Source organism: Caballeronia sp. BR00000012568055, assembly GCF_029439455.1.
Taxonomy (GTDB): Bacteria; Pseudomonadota; Gammaproteobacteria; order Burkholderiales; family Burkholderiaceae; genus Caballeronia.
In genome coordinates, this window is record NZ_JAQFVG010000357.1 from 55809 (window position 1) to 75966 (window position 20158).

General features: G+C 61.3%; 22 protein-coding genes. 10 read left to right on the forward strand and 12 right to left on the reverse strand.

The annotated features are described in order from the left end of the window. The first annotated feature begins 2 nt into the window (after window positions 1–2). Window positions 3–794, forward strand: a complete 792-nt coding sequence (locus P7F28_RS31185) for an IclR family transcriptional regulator (protein ID WP_277189095.1) — start codon at window positions 3–5, stop codon at window positions 792–794. A 1-nt stretch (window position 795) separates the two neighbouring features. Here the strand turns inward: P7F28_RS31185 and P7F28_RS31190 are convergent, their stop codons facing one another. Next, complete coding sequence (locus P7F28_RS31190) at window positions 796–2226, reverse strand: AarF/UbiB family protein (protein WP_277189097.1); 1431 nt, start codon at window positions 2224–2226, stop codon at window positions 796–798. 218 nt (window positions 2227–2444) lie between these two features. Here P7F28_RS31190 and P7F28_RS31195 point away from each other — a divergent pair, with 218 nt between their 5' ends. The 3 genes from P7F28_RS31195 (at window position 2445) to P7F28_RS31205 (ending at window position 3836) form a co-directional block, all read left to right on the forward strand. Continuing rightward, a complete protein-coding gene (locus P7F28_RS31195) occupies window positions 2445–2801 on the forward strand; it encodes a hypothetical protein (protein ID WP_277189099.1) in 357 nt (118 codons plus the stop codon). Between the two features lie 167 nt (window positions 2802–2968). Then, on the forward strand, window positions 2969–3379 hold the full coding sequence (locus P7F28_RS31200) for a hypothetical protein (RefSeq protein ID WP_277189101.1): 411 nt from the start codon (window positions 2969–2971) through the stop codon (window positions 3377–3379). Between the two features lie 58 nt (window positions 3380–3437). Then, window positions 3438–3836: a hypothetical protein gene (locus P7F28_RS31205; RefSeq protein ID WP_277189103.1), complete on the forward strand. Its 399-nt coding sequence runs from the start codon at window positions 3438–3440 to the stop codon at window positions 3834–3836. Window position 3837: 1 nt separating this feature from the next. Here the strand turns inward: P7F28_RS31205 and P7F28_RS31210 are convergent, their stop codons facing one another. After that, complete coding sequence (locus P7F28_RS31210) at window positions 3838–4287, reverse strand: response regulator (RefSeq protein ID WP_277189105.1); 450 nt, start codon at window positions 4285–4287, stop codon at window positions 3838–3840. A 204-nt stretch (window positions 4288–4491) separates the two neighbouring features. Between P7F28_RS31210 and P7F28_RS31215 the strand changes: the two genes are divergently transcribed. After that, window positions 4492–4719, forward strand: coding sequence for a hypothetical protein (locus P7F28_RS31215; protein WP_277189107.1), 228 nt, complete (start codon window positions 4492–4494; stop codon window positions 4717–4719). Here P7F28_RS31215 and P7F28_RS31220 read toward each other — a convergent pair. The 5 genes from P7F28_RS31220 to P7F28_RS31240 all read right to left on the reverse strand — a co-directional run bounded on the left by P7F28_RS31220 (window position 4716) and on the right by P7F28_RS31240 (window position 10881). Beyond that, window positions 4716–6269, reverse strand: a complete 1554-nt coding sequence (locus P7F28_RS31220) for an efflux transporter outer membrane subunit (protein WP_277189109.1) — start codon at window positions 6267–6269, stop codon at window positions 4716–4718. The two genes, P7F28_RS31215 and P7F28_RS31220, sit on opposite strands and share 4 nt — an antisense overlap. Before the next feature lies 1 nt (window position 6270). Beyond that, window positions 6271–7857 (reverse strand): DHA2 family efflux MFS transporter permease subunit, encoded by a 1587-nt coding sequence (locus P7F28_RS31225; protein ID WP_277189111.1) that lies wholly within the window; start codon window positions 7855–7857, stop codon window positions 6271–6273. A 4-nt stretch (window positions 7858–7861) separates the two neighbouring features. Next, window positions 7862–9037 carry an HlyD family secretion protein gene (locus P7F28_RS31230; protein ID WP_277189113.1) on the reverse strand — a complete coding sequence of 392 codons (1176 nt, stop codon included), beginning with the start codon at window positions 9035–9037 and terminating at the stop codon, window positions 7862–7864. Between the two features lie 233 nt (window positions 9038–9270). Continuing rightward, window positions 9271–10029 (reverse strand): glycosyltransferase, encoded by a 759-nt coding sequence (locus P7F28_RS31235; RefSeq protein ID WP_277189115.1) that lies wholly within the window; start codon window positions 10027–10029, stop codon window positions 9271–9273. A gap of 99 nt (window positions 10030–10128) precedes the next feature. Then, the gene (locus tag P7F28_RS31240) at window positions 10129–10881 is read right to left on the reverse strand and encodes an IclR family transcriptional regulator (RefSeq protein ID WP_277189117.1); all 753 of its coding nucleotides are present in this window, start codon (window positions 10879–10881) and stop codon (window positions 10129–10131) included. 104 nt (window positions 10882–10985) lie between these two features. Between P7F28_RS31240 and P7F28_RS31245 the strand changes: the two genes are divergently transcribed. After that, on the forward strand, window positions 10986–12155 hold the full coding sequence (locus tag P7F28_RS31245) for a fumarylacetoacetate hydrolase family protein (protein ID WP_277189119.1): 1170 nt from the start codon (window positions 10986–10988) through the stop codon (window positions 12153–12155). A gap of 4 nt (window positions 12156–12159) precedes the next feature. Here the strand turns inward: P7F28_RS31245 and P7F28_RS31250 are convergent, their stop codons facing one another. The 5 genes from P7F28_RS31250 to P7F28_RS31270 form a co-directional block, all read right to left on the reverse strand. Then, a complete protein-coding gene (locus P7F28_RS31250; protein ID WP_277189121.1) occupies window positions 12160–12480 on the reverse strand; it encodes a helix-turn-helix transcriptional regulator in 321 nt (106 codons plus the stop codon). Continuing rightward, window positions 12477–12848 (reverse strand): type II toxin-antitoxin system RelE/ParE family toxin, encoded by a 372-nt coding sequence (locus P7F28_RS31255; RefSeq protein WP_277189123.1) that lies wholly within the window; start codon window positions 12846–12848, stop codon window positions 12477–12479. Before P7F28_RS31255 ends, P7F28_RS31250 begins: the two co-directional genes overlap by 4 nt. 169 nt (window positions 12849–13017) lie before the next feature. Next, entirely contained in the window at window positions 13018–14004 is a 987-nt protein-coding gene (locus tag P7F28_RS31260; protein ID WP_277189126.1) for a substrate-binding domain-containing protein, read from the reverse strand. Window positions 14005–14106: 102 nt separating this feature from the next. Continuing rightward, entirely contained in the window at window positions 14107–14496 is a 390-nt protein-coding gene (locus tag P7F28_RS31265) for a DUF302 domain-containing protein (protein ID WP_277189128.1), read from the reverse strand. 4 nt (window positions 14497–14500) lie between these two features. Continuing rightward, window positions 14501–14995, reverse strand: a complete 495-nt coding sequence (locus P7F28_RS31270) for a GAF domain-containing protein (protein ID WP_277189129.1) — start codon at window positions 14993–14995, stop codon at window positions 14501–14503. A 300-nt stretch (window positions 14996–15295) separates the two neighbouring features. On the opposite strand from P7F28_RS31270, the gene P7F28_RS31275 reads away from it, so the two are divergent. From P7F28_RS31275 to P7F28_RS31290, 4 genes are all read left to right on the forward strand, one after another. Next, window positions 15296–16540, forward strand: coding sequence for an ROK family transcriptional regulator (locus P7F28_RS31275; protein ID WP_277189131.1), 1245 nt, complete (start codon window positions 15296–15298; stop codon window positions 16538–16540). Continuing rightward, entirely contained in the window at window positions 16530–18095 is a 1566-nt protein-coding gene (locus P7F28_RS31280) for a sugar ABC transporter ATP-binding protein (RefSeq protein WP_277189133.1), read from the forward strand. The genes P7F28_RS31275 and P7F28_RS31280 overlap by 11 nt, the downstream gene beginning before the upstream one ends. 27 nt (window positions 18096–18122) lie before the next feature. After that, on the forward strand, window positions 18123–19145 hold the full coding sequence (locus P7F28_RS31285) for a ribose ABC transporter permease (RefSeq protein ID WP_277189135.1): 1023 nt from the start codon (window positions 18123–18125) through the stop codon (window positions 19143–19145). 63 nt (window positions 19146–19208) lie between these two features. Then, entirely contained in the window at window positions 19209–20156 is a 948-nt protein-coding gene (locus tag P7F28_RS31290; RefSeq protein ID WP_277189137.1) for an ABC transporter substrate-binding protein, read from the forward strand. The last annotated feature ends 2 nt before the right edge of the window (window positions 20157–20158 follow it).

A 20158-nucleotide genomic window follows, 5' to 3' on the forward strand; every position in this document is an offset into this window, starting at 1 on the left:
GCATGAGCATGAACACGCCCGACAGCAGCAAAGCCACCGGCACCGCCGCGTTCTCGAAATTCATGGCGGTGATGCAGTTGATCGCCGATGCCGATGAACCGCCGACCATCGCGCAACTCGCGCAGTTGTCGAGCTATCCGCGTCCGACGGTGTATCGGATTGTCGGGGCGTTGATGGCGGAAGGGCTGGCGATCGAGCACGCGCGCGGCGGATGTTACGCACTCGGTCCGCGTCTGATGTCGCTGGCGAGCCGCAGTTGGGAGCGCTCGGACCTGCGCATCGCCGCGACCGACGCGTTGCAGACATTGCGCGACGCCACGCAGGAAACCGTGCATCTGGCGGTGCGCAGCGGCGCGGAGATGGTGTATATCGAAAAGCTCGAAAGTCCGCATGCGGTGCGGATGGCGTCGCGGATCGGTACGCGCGTGACGCTGTATTCGAGTTCGGTCGGCAAGGCGTTTTTATCGACACTGCCGCCCGCCGAACGCGATGCCCTGTTGCACGGTCTGACGTTCGAGCGCTTCACGCCGAATACGATCATCGAACGAAGCGCGCTCGATGCCGAACTCGATGCCACGCGCGAACGCGGCTACGCCGAAGACCGCGAGGAAAACGAGGCGCAGATTTTCTGCTACGGCAGCGCGATCATCGGCGCGAACGGCGCAACGCTCGGTTGCGTGAGCGTCAGCATTCCGCTGTTCAGAAAATGCGAAACGCCGATGCAAACCTACGTCGAGCCTTTGAAAGCCGCCTGCCTTGCAATAGCGGAATGCATGAGTCCGGGCACGCGCTAGGTCAGCGCTTGTGTGACGCCGCATCCGCACGACGCGCAATCAGCGAAGGCAAACGCGGTAGCGTATGCGGCCAGTGCGCCGCTTCGTTGACAAGCCGTGCCGCGAAGCCGCGCAAACTGAACTGATCGCGCGCCAGCCGCGCGATGACCTTGCGCGCGATCTTCCATACGTCGATATCCGGCGCGACTTCATGCACCATCCGTTCGATCGATTCCACCGATCGCGACAGCATCACCGCCCGCGACGCAATGCGTCCGTGCTGCGCGCTGAACATATGCTCGACCGGCGCGCGGCCGATGGCATCGAAAAGATGGGAAACGCGGGCGTGCTGCCGCGAACCGTGCGACGCGAAACGCTCCGCCTCGCGCCGGTATGTCGATTCGACGCGCACTTCATGATGCGTGGCGTTGCTCTCCGGCCGGCCGTGTTCGAGATGCGTGCGCGCGGCGGCTTTGTGATCGCCGTCGAGCAGCGCATCGGAGACGCCGACGATGAAATCGCGTTCATGCGCCGCGAAAAACATCGTCGGGTTATCGGCTTCGAGCACGAGTTGGCCGTACGTATCCGGATCGATACTGACGCGCGCGCCCGCCGCATCCAATCCCGCGTGATAAAGCCCCACGCCCAGCGCCATTTCGAAGAACGCCTCGATCAACGTCGCGATGAGATCGGCCTGATCGAGACCGTTAAGCGCGAGCGCCTGCGAATCCGACAACGGCACGGTGCGGATCGCGCGCGTGGTCAGCACGGCGGCGTTGCTGAAGTCCCAGAGCACTTCGGGCACCGCAAGCCGATTGTCCTCGCGCAGCCGGAAACGCAGATAGCTTTGATCGGCGGCGCGCTGGCGCAGGTCGATCATTGCATCGACATTTTCTTTGGTGCGGGCGATCCATTGCGCCGCGTGCATGCCGCGCGCCTTCGCCGAATGACGCTCGGCAAAGCGCGCCGCCGCGAGCGCGAGATCGAGGTCGTCGGAGAGTTCGTCGCGCGCGTCGGGGCGCAACAGCGTAATGCGCACGGGCATCGGTCCGATTCGCGCCGTGTGCGTTTGTTCGGCGATGCCGGAGCGCAACGGCGTCGCGCTTACTTCGGTGACTTCGGTGACTTCGCCAGGCGTCGCGGACAGCGCGGCCGTGCAGACCGCGCGAAAGCGTTCGGCATCGTAAGGTTCGAACAGGCCGTCCATTTCCGTCAATGCGACGCGCACAGCCGTTTCCGCGAGCGCCGGATGACGCGCGAGCGCGTCCGACGCCGACATCAGCACGCGCGGCAATTGCTTGAGCACCGGCACACCCGATGTCAGCGGCGCGGCGCGTGCGCCGTGCGTGGCGAAGAAGCGCGCCACACGCTGCATCGACGCGCCGTCGTCGGTGAGATGGCTCTCGCGCGCAAATGCACGGCCAAGACGCCAGAGAGTCGCGAGTCGTCGCAAGGGATTTGGAAGTGTGTTCGAAAGGTGTGCAACACCGTAGAAAACATGTGTAACACGATTCGTTCCAGCGCGCATCCCGAGTTACGCGAAGGCGCGCACGCGTCGAACCTTGCGACAAACCGTTACCGCGCTGTCGTACGACTCCGATATTTCTTAAGGTATTGCGTAACGCGCTCAGGTTAAATATTGCCCGGACCATCAATTGGATAGGAGTCGATATGAACAAGCTTCAAGTCTCGGTCGATGCACAGGGCAACACCGTCATCGCTCACAACACGCCGATCGTCGAACACTGCCGCAGCCGCGCGCGCTTGCTGAATTCGCTGGTGAATATGGTGTCCGCACCCGGCGCAACCGATAACTTCAACGACACGATGAAGCGCGACATGCTGAATCTTCTGCAATCGGTTGCCGAAGAACAGCTTCCGCTGATCGATGCCCTCGAACATCACACCGCCCATTCGTTTTACGACAAGGGCATGCATGCGGCGCTCGAACATCGCCAGCAGCAAGAACAGATTGCCATCGAGCAGGCACATCAGCATGTGGATTACGCGCAGCAACACGGTCACTGAATCATTCAGGTCGATACAGCAATAAAGGCCTCTGCACAGGTTGCAGGGGCTTTTTTCGTTGCCGCGAACGTAGCATTTTGTCGAAACGCAGTTGGAGATGTTTTCGATACGGTATCTTAATAAAACGAAGTAACAACATATCAATATTGAGAAGAACGAGAGGCGCAATGCTGCAAAGAGACAACCATTCCTTCGCCCGGTCGATGTATCTGCTTGGCCAGATCGGCGCCATCGTGTGCCATGAGCGCGGCCCGAAAGCCGATACATCGATCCTCACGCATATGGCGTCGCATCCCGCCGAGGGTTTCTGGCTCGCCATGTCGGACATCAACGGCGCGCGCACGCCGACACGCGGCGGCGCGCGCGCGTTGTTGCAATGGAAGCGCAAGGAAATCGCGCGGCTGGCGCGCATGCTGCCGCATCCGCTGCCCGAAAGCGCTTCGGCTCAAACGCAAATGCCATTCTGGGCGGGCTATTGCCAGTATTGGGACGATGTCCTCAAGGCGCATGTCGATACCGAACCCGGCCGGTCGGCACGCCAAACCGGCGATCAGCAACCACGCCACGTCAATGCATGACTGACGGCACGCTCCTGTTTGATCGACTTGCAGGACGCGGCTTTACTAAGGATGACCAATGAATGAACTGAAAATCACCATCGGCGATGACGGCCAGACTGTCACCGTCCACTCGGCTTCGATAGAAACGCTCTGCGCCGGCAAAGCGCGCTCCATCCACGCGCTCGCCGATGTGCTGACTGCCGCCGACGGACTGAAGTATCTGGCGAGCTGTTCGGCGCAGAGTCAGGGAGAAGTGTTCAGGCTGTTGCGTTCGCTCACGCAAGAGCAAATGGCGCTGACCGCTGCGCTTGAAGCAAACGCCAATCCGGCCGCGCGCGACGAATCATTCCGCCGCGCCTTCCGCACCGGATACAGCGCGGGCCTGCAGCGCACGTCATCAACGCGCGGGGAAATCGATATGAACGAAGCGGCAATCCGCACGGCCGCGTTTCAGCCAAGTACGATGGAACACTGAATCATCCGCCGCGCGGCTCGCTTTCCGCAAAAAAGTATTGGCGCATCAGGCCGATCATGCTTTCCAGTTCGGTCGGCTTCGTGAAATAGCCGTTGAAGCCCGTGCGTTGCGCGCGCGTCAGGTCTTCCGGATCGGTGCGGCTGGTGTGCGCGAGCAGCAGCATATCGACATCGATCGCGCGAATGGCTTCGGCGGCTTCCCAACCATCGCCGAGCGGCATCATCAGATCGAGCAGCACGACGCCGGGGCGCCATTTGCGTGCAAGCCGCACCGCATCGAGTCCGGTATGCACCGCGCGTACGGTGAAATCGGCGTCTTCGAGCGCGAGGCAGATGGCGCGTGTCGCTTCGTGGTCGTCATCGGCAATAAGCACGCGCGGCTCATCGTGGCGCGTGGCGGGTGCGGGGGTCTGCCAGACGGCCTGATCGGGTAGACGGTGGTGTCGTAGCATCTCGGCTCCGGGGTGAGCGGTTCATCAAGCAACGTTCGTTCCGCTGCGCATACGCTCAGCCTTCGTCAAGGCTGCATGCGGCTCGTCCGCTTTACACTTCGGGAATACCCGCGCCGCGTTGATTCTGCGCCGTGTGCAGCTTTTGCACGGCACCGAGAAACGCGTGCGGACCGAACCAAGCTATCGTCGAAAAAAGGCACAACGATGTTCGTGGTCTACTGGCTGGAAGCGCAGAGAAACGCTCGCTTCGAACGTTTCGAAGCCGATGCGCTCGCTCAGGCGCTGAGTTTCGCGGAGGCGTTGAGAAAGCGTCAGGCCGATGGCGAAGACATCGGCTTTATCACGCTGTGCAGTGAAAATCCGCAGTCGGTTGGCCGCGCGGGCGTCGCCGATCCGCCCGCCGATTACGACTGGAAAAAACGCCGCCCTTAGTTTTTTGCCGTGGCCTGTGTGTTGTCGTCCGGCTGCCATCCGCCGCCGAGCGACTTGTACACGGCGATCAGATTCGTCGTCACATTGACGGTCGATTGCGCCAGTTGCTCGCGCGTCTGTGCAAGCTGACGTTCGGCATCGAGCACGGTCACAAAGGCCGTTATTCCCTTGCGATACGCATCCGTCGCCAATTGCAAGCTAATGCGATTGGCCTCTACCGTGCGCACCAGCGCCGCGCGCCGATCCTGCTCGGTGCGATAGTTCACCAACGCGTTATCGACATCCTGCAAGGCCGTCAGCACCGTCTGCCGATACTGCAACGCCGCCTGCCCCGCTTCCGATTTCGCCACCCGCACATTCGCGCGCAATTGGCCGCCTTCGAAGATCGGCAGCGAAATGCTCGGGCCGACCGACCAGAACAAACTCGACCAGCGCGCCAGATAATCCGCCTTCGATGCGCGCATGCCGACCTGTCCCGTCAGCGAGATATCCGGATACAACTGCGCGACCGCGACGCCTACCTCAGCCGTTGCCGCATGCAGCTGCGCTTCCGCGCGCCGAATGTCCGGCCGACGCCGCGCCAAGGTCGATGGCAAACCAACCGGCACGGTCGGCGGAACGGGCGGCACGACGGCCGTCCCGTTTTGGTCGATGAGTTCGGCATCGAGCGTGCCGGGCGGGCTGCCGGTCAGCACGGAAAGTCCGTTCATGGCCTGCGCGATCTGCGCATCGAGCGAGGGCAACTGCGCCTGCAAGGTGCCGACCTGCGCGCTCGCGCTCTGCACGTCCTGCTGGCTCGTCAGGCCGACGCGCGCCTGTTCGCGCGTGAGATCGAGAATCTGCTGCTCGGCATCGATTTCGGCGAGCGTGATCTGCTTGATCGCCTGCGCGCCGCGCAACTGTGCATACGTTCGTGCGACTTCGGATTCGAGCGATACCAACGCATCGTTGCGGCTTTCCTCCTGCGCCTGAGCCTGCGCATTCGCCGATTCCACCGATCGCCGCACGCGCCCGAACAAATCCAGTTCCCACGATGCGTCGAAGCCGTATTGATAGACCGTGACCGGACCGGTCGCGGAATCAAGAGCCTGGCGGATCTGCCCTACGTTGTTGCCCGCATTGTTTAGTTGGTCATACACGCCTTGCGATTCCAGCAATCCCTTGAGACCGAGCTGCTCACGCGTGACCTTCGCGTTCGCGTTGATCTGCGGCAAACCCGCCGCGCCCGCCGCGATCGATTGCTGGCGCGCTTCTTCGATACGCAGCACGGCAGCCTGCAAATCCAGATTCCCCGCCACCGCGCGATCGATCAGCGAATCGAGCGTGGAATCGTTGAACTGCTTCCACCAACGCGGATCGGGATCGGCGCTCGTCTGCGCGATGGAAGGCGAATCGGCGTGCGGCACGCGCGGATCGTTCGGCGCATTTTGCGCGCGTTGCGTGTCGTTCCAATTATCGGGAACGTCGGCGGTCGGCTGCTTGAAGTCGGGACCGACGGCGCATGCGCTCAGCAAGAGCGCCATCGATAAAACGGTAAGACGCGGTTTCATCTCAATGTCCTCCTGCCTGACCGGCCGCTTTCACCGGCGAGAAGAACAGCGACAACGGAATAAACAGGAACGAGAAAATCGCGCACGCGAGAAACACGTCGAGATACGCGAGGATCGTGGCCTGCGCGACGAAGGTCTTGTACATCTGCCCGGTCGCGGCGGTCATGGCTTGCGACATCGTCTGGCCGGTGTCCATCAGCGTTCGGGCGATGCGCGCGACTGTATCGTTATACGGCTGATTCAGCGGCGTCATATGTTCGACCATGTGCGCCATATTCGCCTGCGTGCGCTCGCGGATCGCCGCCGTCGCCAGCGAAATGCCGATGGAACCGGCCACGTTACGGAACATGGTGAAGAGCGCGGAGGCACCGTCGTTCAGGTTTTTGGGCAGCGAGAGATACGCGAGCGTCGTCACCGGCACGAATAGAAAGCCGATGCCGATGGACTGCGCACTGCGCATCTTCGTCAGCGTCACATAATCGATGTTCGGCACCAGATGATGCGAGTACAACAACGCGCAGCCCATCAGAAAGAAGCCGAACGCGACGAGATAGCGCGTCTGAATCACGTTCATCAGTTTGCTCACGATCGGTATCAGAAACACGATGCAGACTGCGCCGGGCGAAAGCACGAGGCCCGCGAGCGTCGCGGTATAACCGAGTTGTTGCTGCGCGAGTTGAGGTATCAGCACCGCGCTGCCGTACAGCACCGATGCAAAACCGAAGATCGCCGCGCACCCTAAGGCGAAATTGCGGTCGGCAAGCACACGCAAATCGACGACGGGCCTTTTCGCGTACAGCAGCCACACGGTCGCGCCGACAAGACCGATGACCGCGAGCACCGCGAAGGTCGTGATAAAGTTCGAGTGGAACCAGTCGTCGTCTTCGCCGCGATCGAGGAACACTTGCAGGCAGCCCAGACCAATCGCGATCAGGCCGATGCCGATTCCATCGAAACCAATCTTCTTGCGGTCCTGCTTCTGCTGCCACGGCGGATCTTCGACGAATTGCGTCACCGCGAAAGTCGTCAGTACACCGACCGGAACGTTGATAAGAAACACCCAGCGCCACGTGAAGTTGTCGGTGATCCAGCCGCCGAGCGTCGGTCCGAGCACGGGCGCGACGACGATCGCCACAGCGGAAATGGAGAACGCGCGACCGCGTTGTTCGGGCGGGAAGGTATCGAGAATGATGGATTGCTGGCTCGGTTGCAGGCCGCCGCCAAAGAAGCCTTGCAGCAAGCGGAACACGATCAGTTCACCGAGATTCGTTGCGATACCGCACATGAACGAACATACCGTGAACGCGCCGATGCAAATCAAAAAGTAGCGCTTGCGGCCGAGAATCTTCGAGAAGTACGCGGAGATCGGCAGCACGATGCCGTTCGCGACGAGATACGAGGTGAGCGTCCACGTCGCCTCGTCGTAACTCGCCGACATCGTCCCGGCGATATGCGGCAGCGCCACGTTCACGATGGTCGTATCCAGCACTTCCATGAACGCCGCCAGCGTGACGACGACCGCGATCAGCCACGGATTCGAGCGTGGTTTCCAGCCGCTGTGGTCGTGTTCGGCTTGGGTATCGCTCATGGCGTCAGTGCTGAAGCATCACGGTCGGCACGACCGATAAACCGAGCGGCAACGAGGTGCCCGGCTTCATGCCATCGTCGATAACGATTTTTACGGGCACGCGCTGCACGATCTTCACGAAGTTGCCGGTGGCGTTTTCGGCGGGAAACGCGGAGAAACGCGAGCCGCTGCCAAGCTGCACGGAATCGACATGGCCGTGAAGTTTGATGCCCGGATACGCGTCGATATCGATATCCACTTTGTCGCCCGGACGCATGCGGTCGAGTTGCGTTTCCTTGAAATTAGCCGTCACCCACAGGCGCGTGGTCACCAGCGTGAAGATGGATGTGCCCGCTTGCAGGAACGTGCCGTATTGCACGTTGCGTTTGGTGATCCAGCCATCGGCGGGGGCGCGCAGTTCGGTGTAGCCGAGATTCAGTTGCGCGGTTTCCACTTGCGCTTCGGCCTGCCGAACCTGCTGGCGCTTTTCTTCGACATTGGCGATGACGGTGGCAATCTGCTGCGGCACGAGCGCTGCGGTCCGCACCTGTGCGCGCGCCTGCGCGACGTTCGCCGCCGCGCTCTTTTGCTGCGCCGTCGCGGTATCGATGTTCTGCTGCGACGTGGCGCGCACATCGACCGTTTTCTGCCGTTCGTAAGCCGCATTCGCCTGCGTGAGATTCGCGCGCGCGGTCTGTTCCTGCGCCTGCGCCTGAGCGAGCTGCGCGGGATACTGCACGCGCGCCACTTCCAGTTGCGTCTGCGCCGATTGCAGTTGCGCCTGCGCAAGTCCAAGTTGCGCGTTGGCCTGATCGACTTGCGCCTGATAATCGCGCGGATCGATCTTGATCAGCAGATCGCCTTTGTGCACGAACTGGTTATCGTCGATATTCATCGCCACCACGTAGCCCGAGACTTTCGGCGCGATGGTGACGGCATCGCCATCGGTGTAGGCGTCGTCGGTGCTCACCTGATTGCGCGTCATAAACCACCAGATGAATGCGCCGATCGCCAGAATCACCACGATGATGCCGAGGATGATCAGCGGTTTCTTGCCGGGTTTCTTCTTTTCGCCGTTGTCTTCTTTTTTATCGTTCTTGTCTTCGCCATTGCCATTGCCGCCGTTTGGCTTGGCTTTGACTTTCGGCTTGGCACGGGCGTCGTCACGTGCCGATTCGTGGTTGTCGTCTTGGTCTGACATTGCCGCTCTCGGGGTTGAATCCCGGACGATGCGCCGGGCGGAACCACAGGCTGAATTGCGCCGCGAATGCCGCCGGATGGGCGGGCATTCGAGCGCAAAGCCGAAGCAAGCGACATACCTTCACCACGCGTTTGCCTGCAGAGCGAATCTGCGCGCGGGCTGGCACGAAACTGACAATCTGAACTTCTGTTCGACGCGTGGGCGTTTTTTTAATTCTTTGGTAAAACTTTCGGTCAGCCGGGAAAGCCTTCGTAGCCGGGAAAGATGCGCGGCAGCAGAAAAGTCGGCATGGTGAAACGGGAAAAGCTGGAGGCTGTCGAATCCGGATGCACCAAATGCAGGCACGAGGCATTCCGATCATCCACGGCAATGATCTTGCGGCCATCGTCGATAGCTTTGCGGATAAAGGCATCGTCCTCGTACATGCTGACATCGCCGAAAGCCTGGCCTTCCACAATGTCCTTGTCGTACACGCATGAAAAGCCGTAGAGCACCAGCAGATCGATGCCGACCTTCGTGCTTTCGTCGATTTCGAAGCTCGTCACTTTCTCCCACGTCACCAGAAAATGCGATCCGGCCTGCGCATTAAGCTCGGAATAGCCGAGAAAATCGACGTGCGGCGCGTACAGATAAAAGTCCGACAATTTGATCAGATGCGCGCCGTTCTCAGTCTTGAGACGGATCATGTCGGCGAGATAATGCGGCGCGTAGTAATCGTCGTCGTCGAAATGCGCGATGAGCGCGCCGCGCGCCTCGCCGATCAGAAAATTGCGCTTGGAGCCGATCGAGTGCCGCGCGCCATCGTGATGAAAATAGCGCACGCGTGCATCCGTTTGGGCGAGTTCGATCATAAAGCGGCTCGGCTCGGGACCATCGTCATGAACGAGCCATTCCCAGTCGATTTGCTGCTGCAGCACGCATCGCGCAATGGCGGGCAGAAAGCGATGGCGGTTCGCCGTCGGCGTGATGATGGAAACGGCAGGATGTGGCATAGCTGATTCGAACGCTGAAGAGATGCTGAAGAGCATCGATGCTATCAATGCGCGCCGAGCGTTAAGGACTCCCATCTTGAAAACGCGTGCTTCAGAGCGTCAAAGCGCACCGCGCAGCTTCGCCGCAAGCTGGACGATGCCCATCGAAATCTGCTTCTCGCGTTTTGGATCGAGCCGGCCGACCGGCACACTCGTCGATACCGCCACGCGTTTTCCTGCCGGCGTCATGCCGACATAAGCCGCGAAGCACGCGAGTCCTTCAGTCACTTCCTCGCGCTCGATGGCAAGCCCGCTGGTGCGGATCGACGTGAGTTCGCGCAACAGCGCCGCGCGACGCGTGATGGTGCGCGGCGTCACCGCTTCGAGCCGCTCGGGCAGACGTTCGGTGACGGCTGCATCGCTCAATCCGGCCAGCAGCGCCTTGCCGAGCGCGCAGCAATGAGCCGGCAATCGCGAGCCGAGATCCGACACCAGCCGCACCGGCCGATGCGCGTCCTCACGCGCGACGTACACGACCTGTGCGCCATCGAGCACGGCAAGCTGCACGACCTCGTTATGCTTGTTGATAAACGCGCCCGCGCCTTCGCGAAACGCCGCTTGAAGCGCGTCGTGCCTGACGTACGCATTGCCGAGTTCGAACAAGCCGACGCCGATCACATAACCGTCGTCGCGCTTCTCGATCCATTGCATGCGCGCGAGCGTTTCCAGCAGCAGATAAAGCGTGCTGCGCGAAAGTTGCGTGGTTTCCGCCAGCGTCGCCGCGCGCACGGGTTCGCCCGCTGCGGCGAGCGCTTCGAGAATCTGACTGGCGCGGCGCAGCGCGGGCACATCGTAAGTTTTTTCCGTTTCCATGATGCGCGATGTTCCAACAGGTTGGACAAACATGCAACCTGATGGACGCGTGGAAGCGTGCGGGCTAGCATCGTTCACTCTCTTTCTTTGACATGAATGCCGCCATGCCGAACTTTGCCGCGTACCTTCCCGAAGATCTCGCCGATGCCGTGCTGATCGGCCGCGTGTGGCGTCCATCGCCGGTGAATGGGCCGTCGGTGGTCGCCGTGCGCAACGGCGAAGTATTCGATATCACCCGCGCCGCCCCGACCACCGCCGATCTCTTCGATCGCCCCGATGCGGTCGAGATCGCGCGTCATGCGCCGGGCGAGCGCATCGGCACGGTTCAGGAATTGTTGGAACCCGCGCCCAACGGCCCGCGCCTGCTCGCTCCCTGCGATGTGCAGGCGATCAAGGCATGCGGCGTCACGTTCGCGGTGAGCCTGCTGGAACGCGTGATCGAAGAACAGGCGGGCGGCGATGCCAGCCGAGCGCTGGAAGTGCGCGAGACCATCAACAAACTGATCGGCGCGGATTTATCGAAGATCAAGCCGGGTTCGGAAAGCGCGGCGAAGCTGAAAGCCGAACTCGAACGGCGCGGCGCGTGGTCGCAATATATGGAAGTGGGCATCGGGCCGGACGCGGAAGTGTTTTCGAAGTCGCAGCCGATGTCGTCGGTGGGCTTCGGTGCGGACGTCGGTTTGTATCCGACGTCGCAGTGGAACAACCCGGAGCCGGAGATCGTGCTGGCGGTGAATGCGCGCGGCGAGATCGTCGGCGCGACGCTGGGCAACGACGTCAATCTGCGCGATATCGAAGGACGCAGCGCGTTGCTGCTCGGTAAAGCGAAGGACAACAACGGCTCATGCGCGATCGGCCCATTCGTGCGGCTGTTCGATGAGCGCTTCACGCTGGATACGGTGCGTGGCGCGAGTTTGTCGCTGCGTATCGAAGGTGCGGACGATGGCTTCGTGCTCGAAGGCGTGAGTCATATGAGCGAGATCAGCCGCGATCCGGCGGATTTGGTGAAGCAGACGTGCGGCGCACATCATCAGTATCCCGACGGATTCGTGCTGTTTCTCGGCACGATGTTTTCGCCGATCAAGGATCGCGATACGAAGGGCGGCGGCTTCACGCATCATCTCGGCGATGTCGTGACGATTTCCACGCCGACGCTTGGGGCGCTGGTGAATACGGTGAGGTTATCGACGGAGATCGAACCGTGGACGTTTGGGGTGAGGGCGCTGTATCGGAATTTGGGGGAGCGGGGGGTGTTGGGCGCGGGGCCTAATTGATTCATCAAGCAAACACGACTTCAACGCGCCCGGCCTTGGACGAACGCCGGGCTGGGCCAACGACGATTTGCACATTGCGGCCCAAACGCGCCAGCAGTTCAAGCATCTTGGCTTCGCTAATGCCGCGAAATTGGCCACGCATGAGTTGCGACAGTTTCGGTTGGCTGATGCCCAATACCTCAGCGGCACGCTGTTGTGTCCAGCGTCGCGCTTGAATAATTTCGCTGATTTTGCCAGCGAGTTGCGCCTTGACGTACATTTCGTCAGCGTCAGGCAGATCAAGGTCTGCATATATGTTGCCGCTGCTTTTTTCGATCTCGATCACGATGTTTCCTTCGCTGCATGCGCTTGCGCAGCCTTGAGTCGCTCAAGAATGATGTCTATGTCCGGCTTCGACGTCGCGATGCCTCGGGTTGATTTCTTTTGAAAACAGTGCAAAACGTACACGGCACTTTCGAACTTCACCGTGTAAATAGCTCGAAACGCACTCCCTTGCGTCGATTCCACAACTTCGAGCACGCCGGCCGATCCGAAACCCCTGAGCGCTTTCGCCTTCTCATGTTTTCCACCTGCCTGTGCCTGATGTAGCGCGAAGCCAAACGTATCCTGAACGTCAGCCGGCATCGCTTTCAAATCTCTCTTGGAGGATGCAAGCCAGTACAGCGGCCTGATCTCGGACTCTTCAAACCGCATATTATACCAATTTGGGAATATCTGGACTGCGTCAGGTCTTAGCGGGTATTGTTCATGCACGGCCAAGTTCGCCCGAACACGATACGCATTTCGAGTAGATTCCGAAAGGCGAGTATTCCTAACTTATCAGTTCGGATTTAAGCTCCGCGGATGTTTCGCGCCATTTTCACTAATTTCTAAACTTAAACGCCTGCGCCTTCGTCACCACTTCAACCGGCGTTTCCATGAACGGCGACAAATCCCCTTCACGCCGATGCTCGAGAATCGCTTTCACTGCGACATCGACGCCGAACACCGCCTGCCGCGCGCCGAATTGTTCGACGGTTGCAAGCATGCGGCCATCTTGCAACATCGGCTGCACGGCATCGATATTGTTGTAGCCGGTGACCATCACGCGGCCTTGCTTGCCCGCGATACGAATCCCATCGATCGCGCCGATCGCGATGCTGTCGTTCGCGCACAAAAACGCCGATAACGTCGGCCGCGCGTAGAGCATCTGCAAGGCGATCGATTTGCCGCTCGCTTCGCTCCAGTCGCCCGAATCGCTGGCGGCGACGCGCACGCCTGCCGTGTCCATCGCCTGACGGAAACCGAGCGTGCGTTGCCGTGCGTTGTGATCGTTGAGCGGTCCTTCGATGATCCCGACTTCGCTGCCCGCCTTCAGCTTCGTGCCGAGATACGCGCCGACCAGTCGCGCACCGCGCCGGCTGTCCGGACCGACGAAGGGAATCGTCACCTTGGCCGCGTCCTGCGCGGCATCGTCGAATGGATTGTCGATGGCGATCACGATAATGCCCGCCGCCAGCGCTTTCGCCGCCGGCACGAGCAGCGCCTTCGAATCCGCGGGCGCAATCACGATCGCGCCGACCTTCGCATCGATCAGCGATTCGACGATCTTGATCTGCCCCGCGACATCGTTGCCGGTCTGCGTGCCGTAGGTCTGCAAGTCGAGCTGCGCAGCGAAATGGCGCTGATAGTTCTTCGCGCCTTCGATCATCGTTGTGACGAACGGATCGTTCAGCGACTTCATCACCAGCGCAATGACATTGCGATTGTCCGATCTGTCCGATGCCGCGAACACATCGCCCGCGCGCGCAAAGCCGCACGCACTCAGGGCGCAGGCGGTCAGCAATCGGCGTCGGGCAAGGCTCGTCATATTTTTTGAGACGGTCGAAATCGCCTCATTGTAGTCGGACGAAAAGTCAGCCGTGAGAGGGCTTGCCCTTGTATCGTGCCTTTATAGCGCGATGGCTTTTGTTCAGCGTGCGGCGGCTTCGGCAAGCGCCACGACGCCGCTGACGGGCTTCATCAAATCGGCATCGAGTCCGTGCCTTGCCTGCAAATAATCGGTGGCGTTATACGAGAGCCACGCGCGGCCGTCCGCGTCTTCCCAGACCAGAATCTTCAGCGGCAAATCGAGCGCTGAGGTCGGTACGGCTTGCATCAGCGGCGTGCCCGCTTTCGGATTGCCGAAGACGATCAATTGCGATGCAGGCATCGTCAGTCCGGCGCGCGCGGCATCGCCCGCAAAGTCGATGCGCGCGAACAGCATCAGTCCGCGCTCGCGAATCAGCGCTTCGAGTTTATCGGCGGTGATCGCAGCAGACTGCGCCGCCGCGATGGTGACGATGCCGTTATCCGTGGTCATGATGTCAGCGCTTCCACGCGTGTGCGATGAACGCCGCGCATAGTGCTTCCATGCCGGTCGCGTCTTCATCGTCGAATCGGCCCGCAACGGGGCTGTCCACATCCCATACGCCGATGAGCGTGCCATCGCCCGCGATCAACGGCACCACGATCTCCGAACGCGATGCCGAATCGCACGCGATATGTCCGGGGAACGCGTGCACATCCGGCACGACTTGCGTCTTGCGTTCACGCGCCGCCGTGCCGCACACGCCGCGTCCCAGCGCGATACGCACGCACGCGGGTTTGCCCTGAAACGGTCCGACCACGAGTTCGGCGCCATCGAAAAGATAGAAACCGGCCCAGTTCAGATCGGCCAGCGAGTGAAACACGAGCGACGAAAAATTCGCCGCGTTGGCGATGAAGTCGGTTTCATCGGCGATAAGGGAACGCGTCTGCTGCAACAGCGCGTCGTACTGCGCGGTCTTGCTCGCGTGCGACTGCCCGGAGATCGAAAACATGATGGCGTGAGAAGCATAAAAAAGTTGCGCCGACGATAGCACAGCGATCCACAACCCGCTTCGCCGCAGCCAAAGCGTTCTGGCAGTTGAAAGGCGCATCGCCTAGTGTGAAAGCGCGTCGAAACAATCGCCGGGAGTTTTGCGGCTGCTATTCAAAGCACGCTTACTTCAGCCAAATGCACTTATCTCGACGTCTTCGGGATTTCCCTGCTTTACATCGCGCCGCTGCCGTTCTTAAATAAATCAACTTGATTTAATAAATGACCGGGTCGAACGAACGGTCGAAAACGGAGACAGCGCTTGAAACCCGCAAGCGGCAGAGGCAGCAATTCCGCGAACATACGCCGATACAACGAACGCCTGTTGTTGCAGGCGCTGCGCCGCACCGAACCGGCGTCGAAGGCCGATCTCGCGCGTCAGGCGAACCTGACCAGCACGGCGGTCGGCGGCATCGTCGAGTCGCTGGCGCAGGCGGGATTGATCGAATATCTGGGACGCCGGCACGACGGTCAGCGCGGCCAGCCCGCATCGCTGATTCGGCTCGATCCGCGCGGCGCGTTCGGCATCGGCGTGCGGCTGGATCGCACGAGTATCGAAACGGTGCTGGTGAATTTCGCGGGCGATGTGCTGGCGCGCAGCGCCGTGGATAGCGTGCTGCCGCATCCGTCGGTGGCGCTGAAGATCGTGCAGCGCGATGTCGAGAAGATGCTCACGTTGCTGAGCGCATCCGAACGCGAACGGCTGACGGGCGTGGGCGTCGCGCAGCCGTTCAATCTCGGCAGCTGGCTGCGCGAGTTGGGCCTTCCCGCCGATACCTTCCGCGCCTGGGACGAAGCCGATTTCGCCGACGACCTCTCGCGCGCGCTCGCCCTGCCCGTCTACTCCGAAAACGATGGCAACGCCGCCGCGACAGCCGAACTGTTCTACGGCCTCGGCCGCCAGTGCGACGACTTCATCTACCTGTTCATCGGCCCGGCGATCGGCGGCGGCATTGCGATCGACGGCGACTGTCTGCGCGGCGCGTCCGGCAATGCGGGCGATATCGGCGTGATTCCGGTGCCGCCCAGCCGCCTCGCGTCCGCGCCGCAGCCTGCCGGTCAGTGGGACATCTTGTTGTCGCGTGCGTCGCTGAATGCGCTGGCGCGGCATCTGAACTACAGCGGCGCGGCGGCGGATAACCGCATCGACTTGCAGGCGTGTATCGAACGTCGTCTGCCGGCTGTGGATGAATGGATCGACGACTGTATCGAGGCGCTCGCGCCCGCGCTGCGCGCCACGCTCTGCGTGCTCGATGTGCCGATGGTCGTGATCGATGCGGATATCGACGCCGGCCTGCTCGATCCGCTCGTCAAACGTCTCGCGGCGACGATGGCCGCGAACGCGCCCGAAGCGCGCGGCACGCCCGCGCTCGTGCGCGGTTCCTTCGGCCCGGATGCGGGTGCGATCGGCGCCGCCACGTTGCCCATGTTCTTCAACTTTTCGCCGCGCGCGGGATCGCCCCGACGCGCGGGCTTCAAATCGCAAGAGGTGAACCATGCCGCATGACGCTGTATCGACTCAATCGAGTCAATCGAAAAGCGCGCCGATTCTGGAAATGCGCGGGATCAGCAAAACCTTTCCCGGCGTGCGCGCGCTCAACGACGTGCGCCTGTCCGTCTACACCGGCGAAGTGCATTCGCTGATGGGCGAAAACGGCGCGGGCAAATCCACGCTGATGAAGATTCTCTCCGGCGCGTATCAGGCCGATGCAGGCGGACAGATTCTGATCGATGGCAAACCCGTGGTGATCGACGGACCGCTGGCCGCGCGTTCGCTCGGCGTCGCGGTGATCTATCAGGAGTTGAGTCTCGCGCCGAATCTTTCCGTCGCGGAAAACATCTACGCGGGGCGCGAGTTGCGACGCGGCCGGCTGGTGGATCGCGCGGGCATGGAACGCGGTTGCGAGGACGTGCTCAAGCGTCTCGGCGCGGCGTTCAAGCCGCATACGCTGGTCGGCGATCTGTCGATTGCGGAGCGGCAATTGGTGGAAATCGCGCGCGCCGTGCACGCGCATGCGCGCATCCTCGTGATGGACGAGCCGACCACGCCGCTCTCATCGCGCGAAACGGATCGGCTGTTCGAACTCGTGCGACAACTGCGCAGCGAGGGCATCGCGATTATCTACATCAGCCATCGGATGGCGGAGATTTACGAACTGAGCGACCGCGTGTCCGTGCTGCGCGACGGCGCGTATGTCGGCACGCTGATGCGCGACGAACTCTCCGCCGAAAGCCTCGTGAAGATGATGGTCGGACGCGATATCTCCGGCTTTTACAAGAAAGAACACGCCGCCTACGATCCCGGCAACGTCGTGCTCTCCGTACGCGATATCGCCGATAACAATCGCGTGCGCGGATGCAGTCTCGATCTGCACGCAGGCGAAGTGCTCGGCGTCGCCGGACTGGTCGGCGCGGGCCGCACGGAACTGGCGCGGCTGATCTTCGGCGCGGAGCCGGCCACGCGCGGCGAAGTATCGATGCACGGCAAGGTGCTCAAGCTGCGCACGCCGCGCGATGCCATCGATGCCGGTCTCGTCTATCTGACCGAAGACCGCAAGGGACAAGGCCTGTTCCTCGATATGAGCGTGCGCGACAACATCAACATCACGATCGCCGGGCGCGACGCGAAGATGGGCGTGATGGATCTGCCCCGCGGCAACACGCGCGCGAAGGACGCCATCTCCGCGCTGACGATTCGCGTGCCGAATATGCGCGTGAACGTGGGCGCGCTGTCGGGCGGCAATCAGCAGAAGGTGCTGCTGTCGCGGCTACTCGAAACCAAACCCGAAGTGCTGATCCTCGATGAACCGACGCGCGGCGTCGATATCGGGGCGAAGTCGGAGATTTATCGAATCATCAACGATCTGGCCAAGGCGGGCGTGGGCGTGATCGTCATTTCGAGCGAACTGCCGGAAGTGATCGGCGTCGCCGACCGTGTGATCGTGATGCGTGAGGGCGAGATCGCGGGGCAACTCGGCGGCCATTCCGGCAAGCCGATCACGCAGGAAGGGATTATCGAACTGGCGACCGGTTCGAAGGTTTCACTCGGTCAGGCGGCATAAGAGATTAATTGGATTCTGGAGAGAGACATGGCTAATACCACCAAGCAGCACGACAGCGCGCCGGCGGCGAGCGCGAATCAAAGGCAGTCGCGCATTGAACACAAGGAACGCATGCAGGTGTTGATGCGAACCGCCGGCATGTTGCCGGTGCTGATTCTGCTGTGCATCGGCTTCGGCATTGTGACGGACGGATTCTTCAGCTTCCAGAATCTGTCGATCGTCACACAGCAGGCGTCGATCAATATCGTGCTCGCGGCGGGCATGACCTTCGTGATTCTGACGGGCGGGATCGATTTGTCGGTGGGCTCGGTGTTGTCGGCGGCGGCGGTGACGGCGCTGCTGGCATCGAATCTGCCGGGGTTCGGGTGGCTCGGGATTCCGGCGGCGCTGGCGGTCGGTCTCGGCTTCGGCGTGGTCAATGGCTTGCTGATCGCGTTGCTGAAGCTGCCGCCGTTCATCGTCACGTTGGGTTCGCTCACGGCGGTGCGCGGGATCGCGCGCCTGATCGGACACGATACGACCATCTTCAATCCGCAACTCTCGTTCGCGTTTATCGGCAACGATTCGCTTTTCGGGGTGCCGTGGCTCGTGATCATCGCGCTGCTCGTCGTGATCGTGTCGTGGTTCATTCTGCGACGCACGGTGCTGGGCCTGCGCATCTATTCGGTCGGCGGCAATCCGGAAGCGGCGCGTCTGTCCGGTATCAAGGTGTGGGGCATCCAGCTTTTCGTCTACGCGATGTCCGGTTTGCTCGCCGGTCTGGGCGCGGTGATGTCGGCGGCGCGCCTGTATGCCGCGAACGGTCTGCAACTCGGCCAGTCCTATGAACTCGATGCCATCGCCGCGGTGATTCTCGGCGGCACGAGTTTCGTCGGCGGCGTGGGGTCGATCGTCGGGACGCTGGTTGGCGCGCTGATTATCGCGGTGCTGTCGAATGGACTGGTGCTGCTCGGTGTATCGGATATTTGGCAGTACATCATCAAGGGGCTGGTGATTATTGGCGCGGTGGCATTGGATCGCTATCGTCAACGCGGTTCGGCACGGACTTAACTTCGAAACCTGGGCGCATGCAGTTCCGCTTGCGCCCGCTTAACAAGAATGGAGACAACAAACATGCGCAAGAACAAACTCATCGCCAGCGTCGCACTCGCGCTCGGTTTCTGCGCGGCATTACCCGCCGCGAACGCTGCGGACAAGCCGCTGAAGTCGGTCGGGATTACGGTCGGATCGCTCGGGAATCCGTACTTCGTGACGATCTCGCGCGGCGCGGAAGCCAAGGCCAAGCAGATCAATCCGGATGTGAAGGTCACGGCGGTATCGTCGGATTACGACATGAACAAGCAGTTCACGCAGATCGATAACTTCATCTCCGCGCACGTGGACATGATTCTTCTGAACGCCGTCGATCCGAAAGCGATCGAACCGGCCGTGAAGAAGGCGCAGAAAGCGGGCATCGTCGTGGTCGCGGTGGACGTGGCCGCGGCGGGCGCGGACGCCACTGTGCAGACCAACAACGTGCAGGCGGGCGAACTCGCGTGCGACTTTCTTGCCAAGAAACTGAACGGCAAAGGCAACGTCGTGATCGAAAACGGCCCGCAGGTCTCGGCGGTGATCGACCGTGTGAAGGGCTGCAAGTCGGTGATGGCGAAGAATCCGGGCATCAAGGTGTTGTCCGATGATCAGGATGCCAAAGGTTCGCGCGAAGGCGGCATGAACGCGATGCAAGGCTATCTCACGCGCTTTCCGACTTTGAACGGCGTATTCGCCATCAACGATCCGCAAGCCATCGGCAGCGATCTGGCGGCGAAGCAGTTGCATCGGAAAGACATCGTGATTACGTCGGTGGATGGCGCGCCGGATATCGAAAGCGCGCTCAAGACTGACACGATGGTGCAGGCGTCCGCCAGTCAGGATCCGTGGATGATGGCGCAGACGGCGGTCAGCGTCGGCTACGATCTGATGAACGGCAAGAAGCCGAGCAGCACGGTGATTTTGATGCCGTCTACGCTGGTGACGCGTGAGAATGTCGGCAGCTATAAGGGATGGTCGTCGCCGCGTTGATG

Coding starts and splice junctions, on each gene's coding strand:
- P7F28_RS31185 (WP_277189095.1), top strand. CDS start 3: ATGAGCATGAACACGCCCGACAGCAGCAAAGCCACCGGCACCGCCGCG.
- P7F28_RS31195 (WP_277189099.1), top strand. CDS start 2,445: ATGAACAAGCTTCAAGTCTCGGTCGATGCACAGGGCAACACCGTCATC.
- P7F28_RS31200 (WP_277189101.1), top strand. CDS start 2,969: ATGCTGCAAAGAGACAACCATTCCTTCGCCCGGTCGATGTATCTGCTT.
- P7F28_RS31205 (WP_277189103.1), top strand. CDS start 3,438: ATGAATGAACTGAAAATCACCATCGGCGATGACGGCCAGACTGTCACC.
- P7F28_RS31210 (WP_277189105.1), bottom strand. CDS start 4,287: ATGCTACGACACCACCGTCTACCCGATCAGGCCGTCTGGCAGACCCCC.
- P7F28_RS31215 (WP_277189107.1), top strand. CDS start 4,492: ATGTTCGTGGTCTACTGGCTGGAAGCGCAGAGAAACGCTCGCTTCGAA.
- P7F28_RS31220 (WP_277189109.1), bottom strand. CDS start 6,269: ATGAAACCGCGTCTTACCGTTTTATCGATGGCGCTCTTGCTGAGCGCA.
- P7F28_RS31225 (WP_277189111.1), bottom strand. CDS start 7,857: ATGAGCGATACCCAAGCCGAACACGACCACAGCGGCTGGAAACCACGC.
- P7F28_RS31230 (WP_277189113.1), bottom strand. CDS start 9,037: ATGTCAGACCAAGACGACAACCACGAATCGGCACGTGACGACGCCCGT.
- P7F28_RS31235 (WP_277189115.1), bottom strand. CDS start 10,029: ATGCCACATCCTGCCGTTTCCATCATCACGCCGACGGCGAACCGCCAT.
- P7F28_RS31240 (WP_277189117.1), bottom strand. CDS start 10,881: ATGGAAACGGAAAAAACTTACGATGTGCCCGCGCTGCGCCGCGCCAGT.
- P7F28_RS31245 (WP_277189119.1), top strand. CDS start 10,986: ATGCCGAACTTTGCCGCGTACCTTCCCGAAGATCTCGCCGATGCCGTG.
- P7F28_RS31255 (WP_277189123.1), bottom strand. CDS start 12,848: ATGCGGTTTGAAGAGTCCGAGATCAGGCCGCTGTACTGGCTTGCATCC.
- P7F28_RS31260 (WP_277189126.1), bottom strand. CDS start 14,004: ATGACGAGCCTTGCCCGACGCCGATTGCTGACCGCCTGCGCCCTGAGT.
- P7F28_RS31265 (WP_277189128.1), bottom strand. CDS start 14,496: ATGACCACGGATAACGGCATCGTCACCATCGCGGCGGCGCAGTCTGCT.
- P7F28_RS31270 (WP_277189129.1), bottom strand. CDS start 14,995: ATGTTTTCGATCTCCGGGCAGTCGCACGCGAGCAAGACCGCGCAGTAC.
- P7F28_RS31280 (WP_277189133.1), top strand. CDS start 16,530: ATGCCGCATGACGCTGTATCGACTCAATCGAGTCAATCGAAAAGCGCG.
- P7F28_RS31285 (WP_277189135.1), top strand. CDS start 18,123: ATGGCTAATACCACCAAGCAGCACGACAGCGCGCCGGCGGCGAGCGCG.
- P7F28_RS31290 (WP_277189137.1), top strand. CDS start 19,209: ATGCGCAAGAACAAACTCATCGCCAGCGTCGCACTCGCGCTCGGTTTC.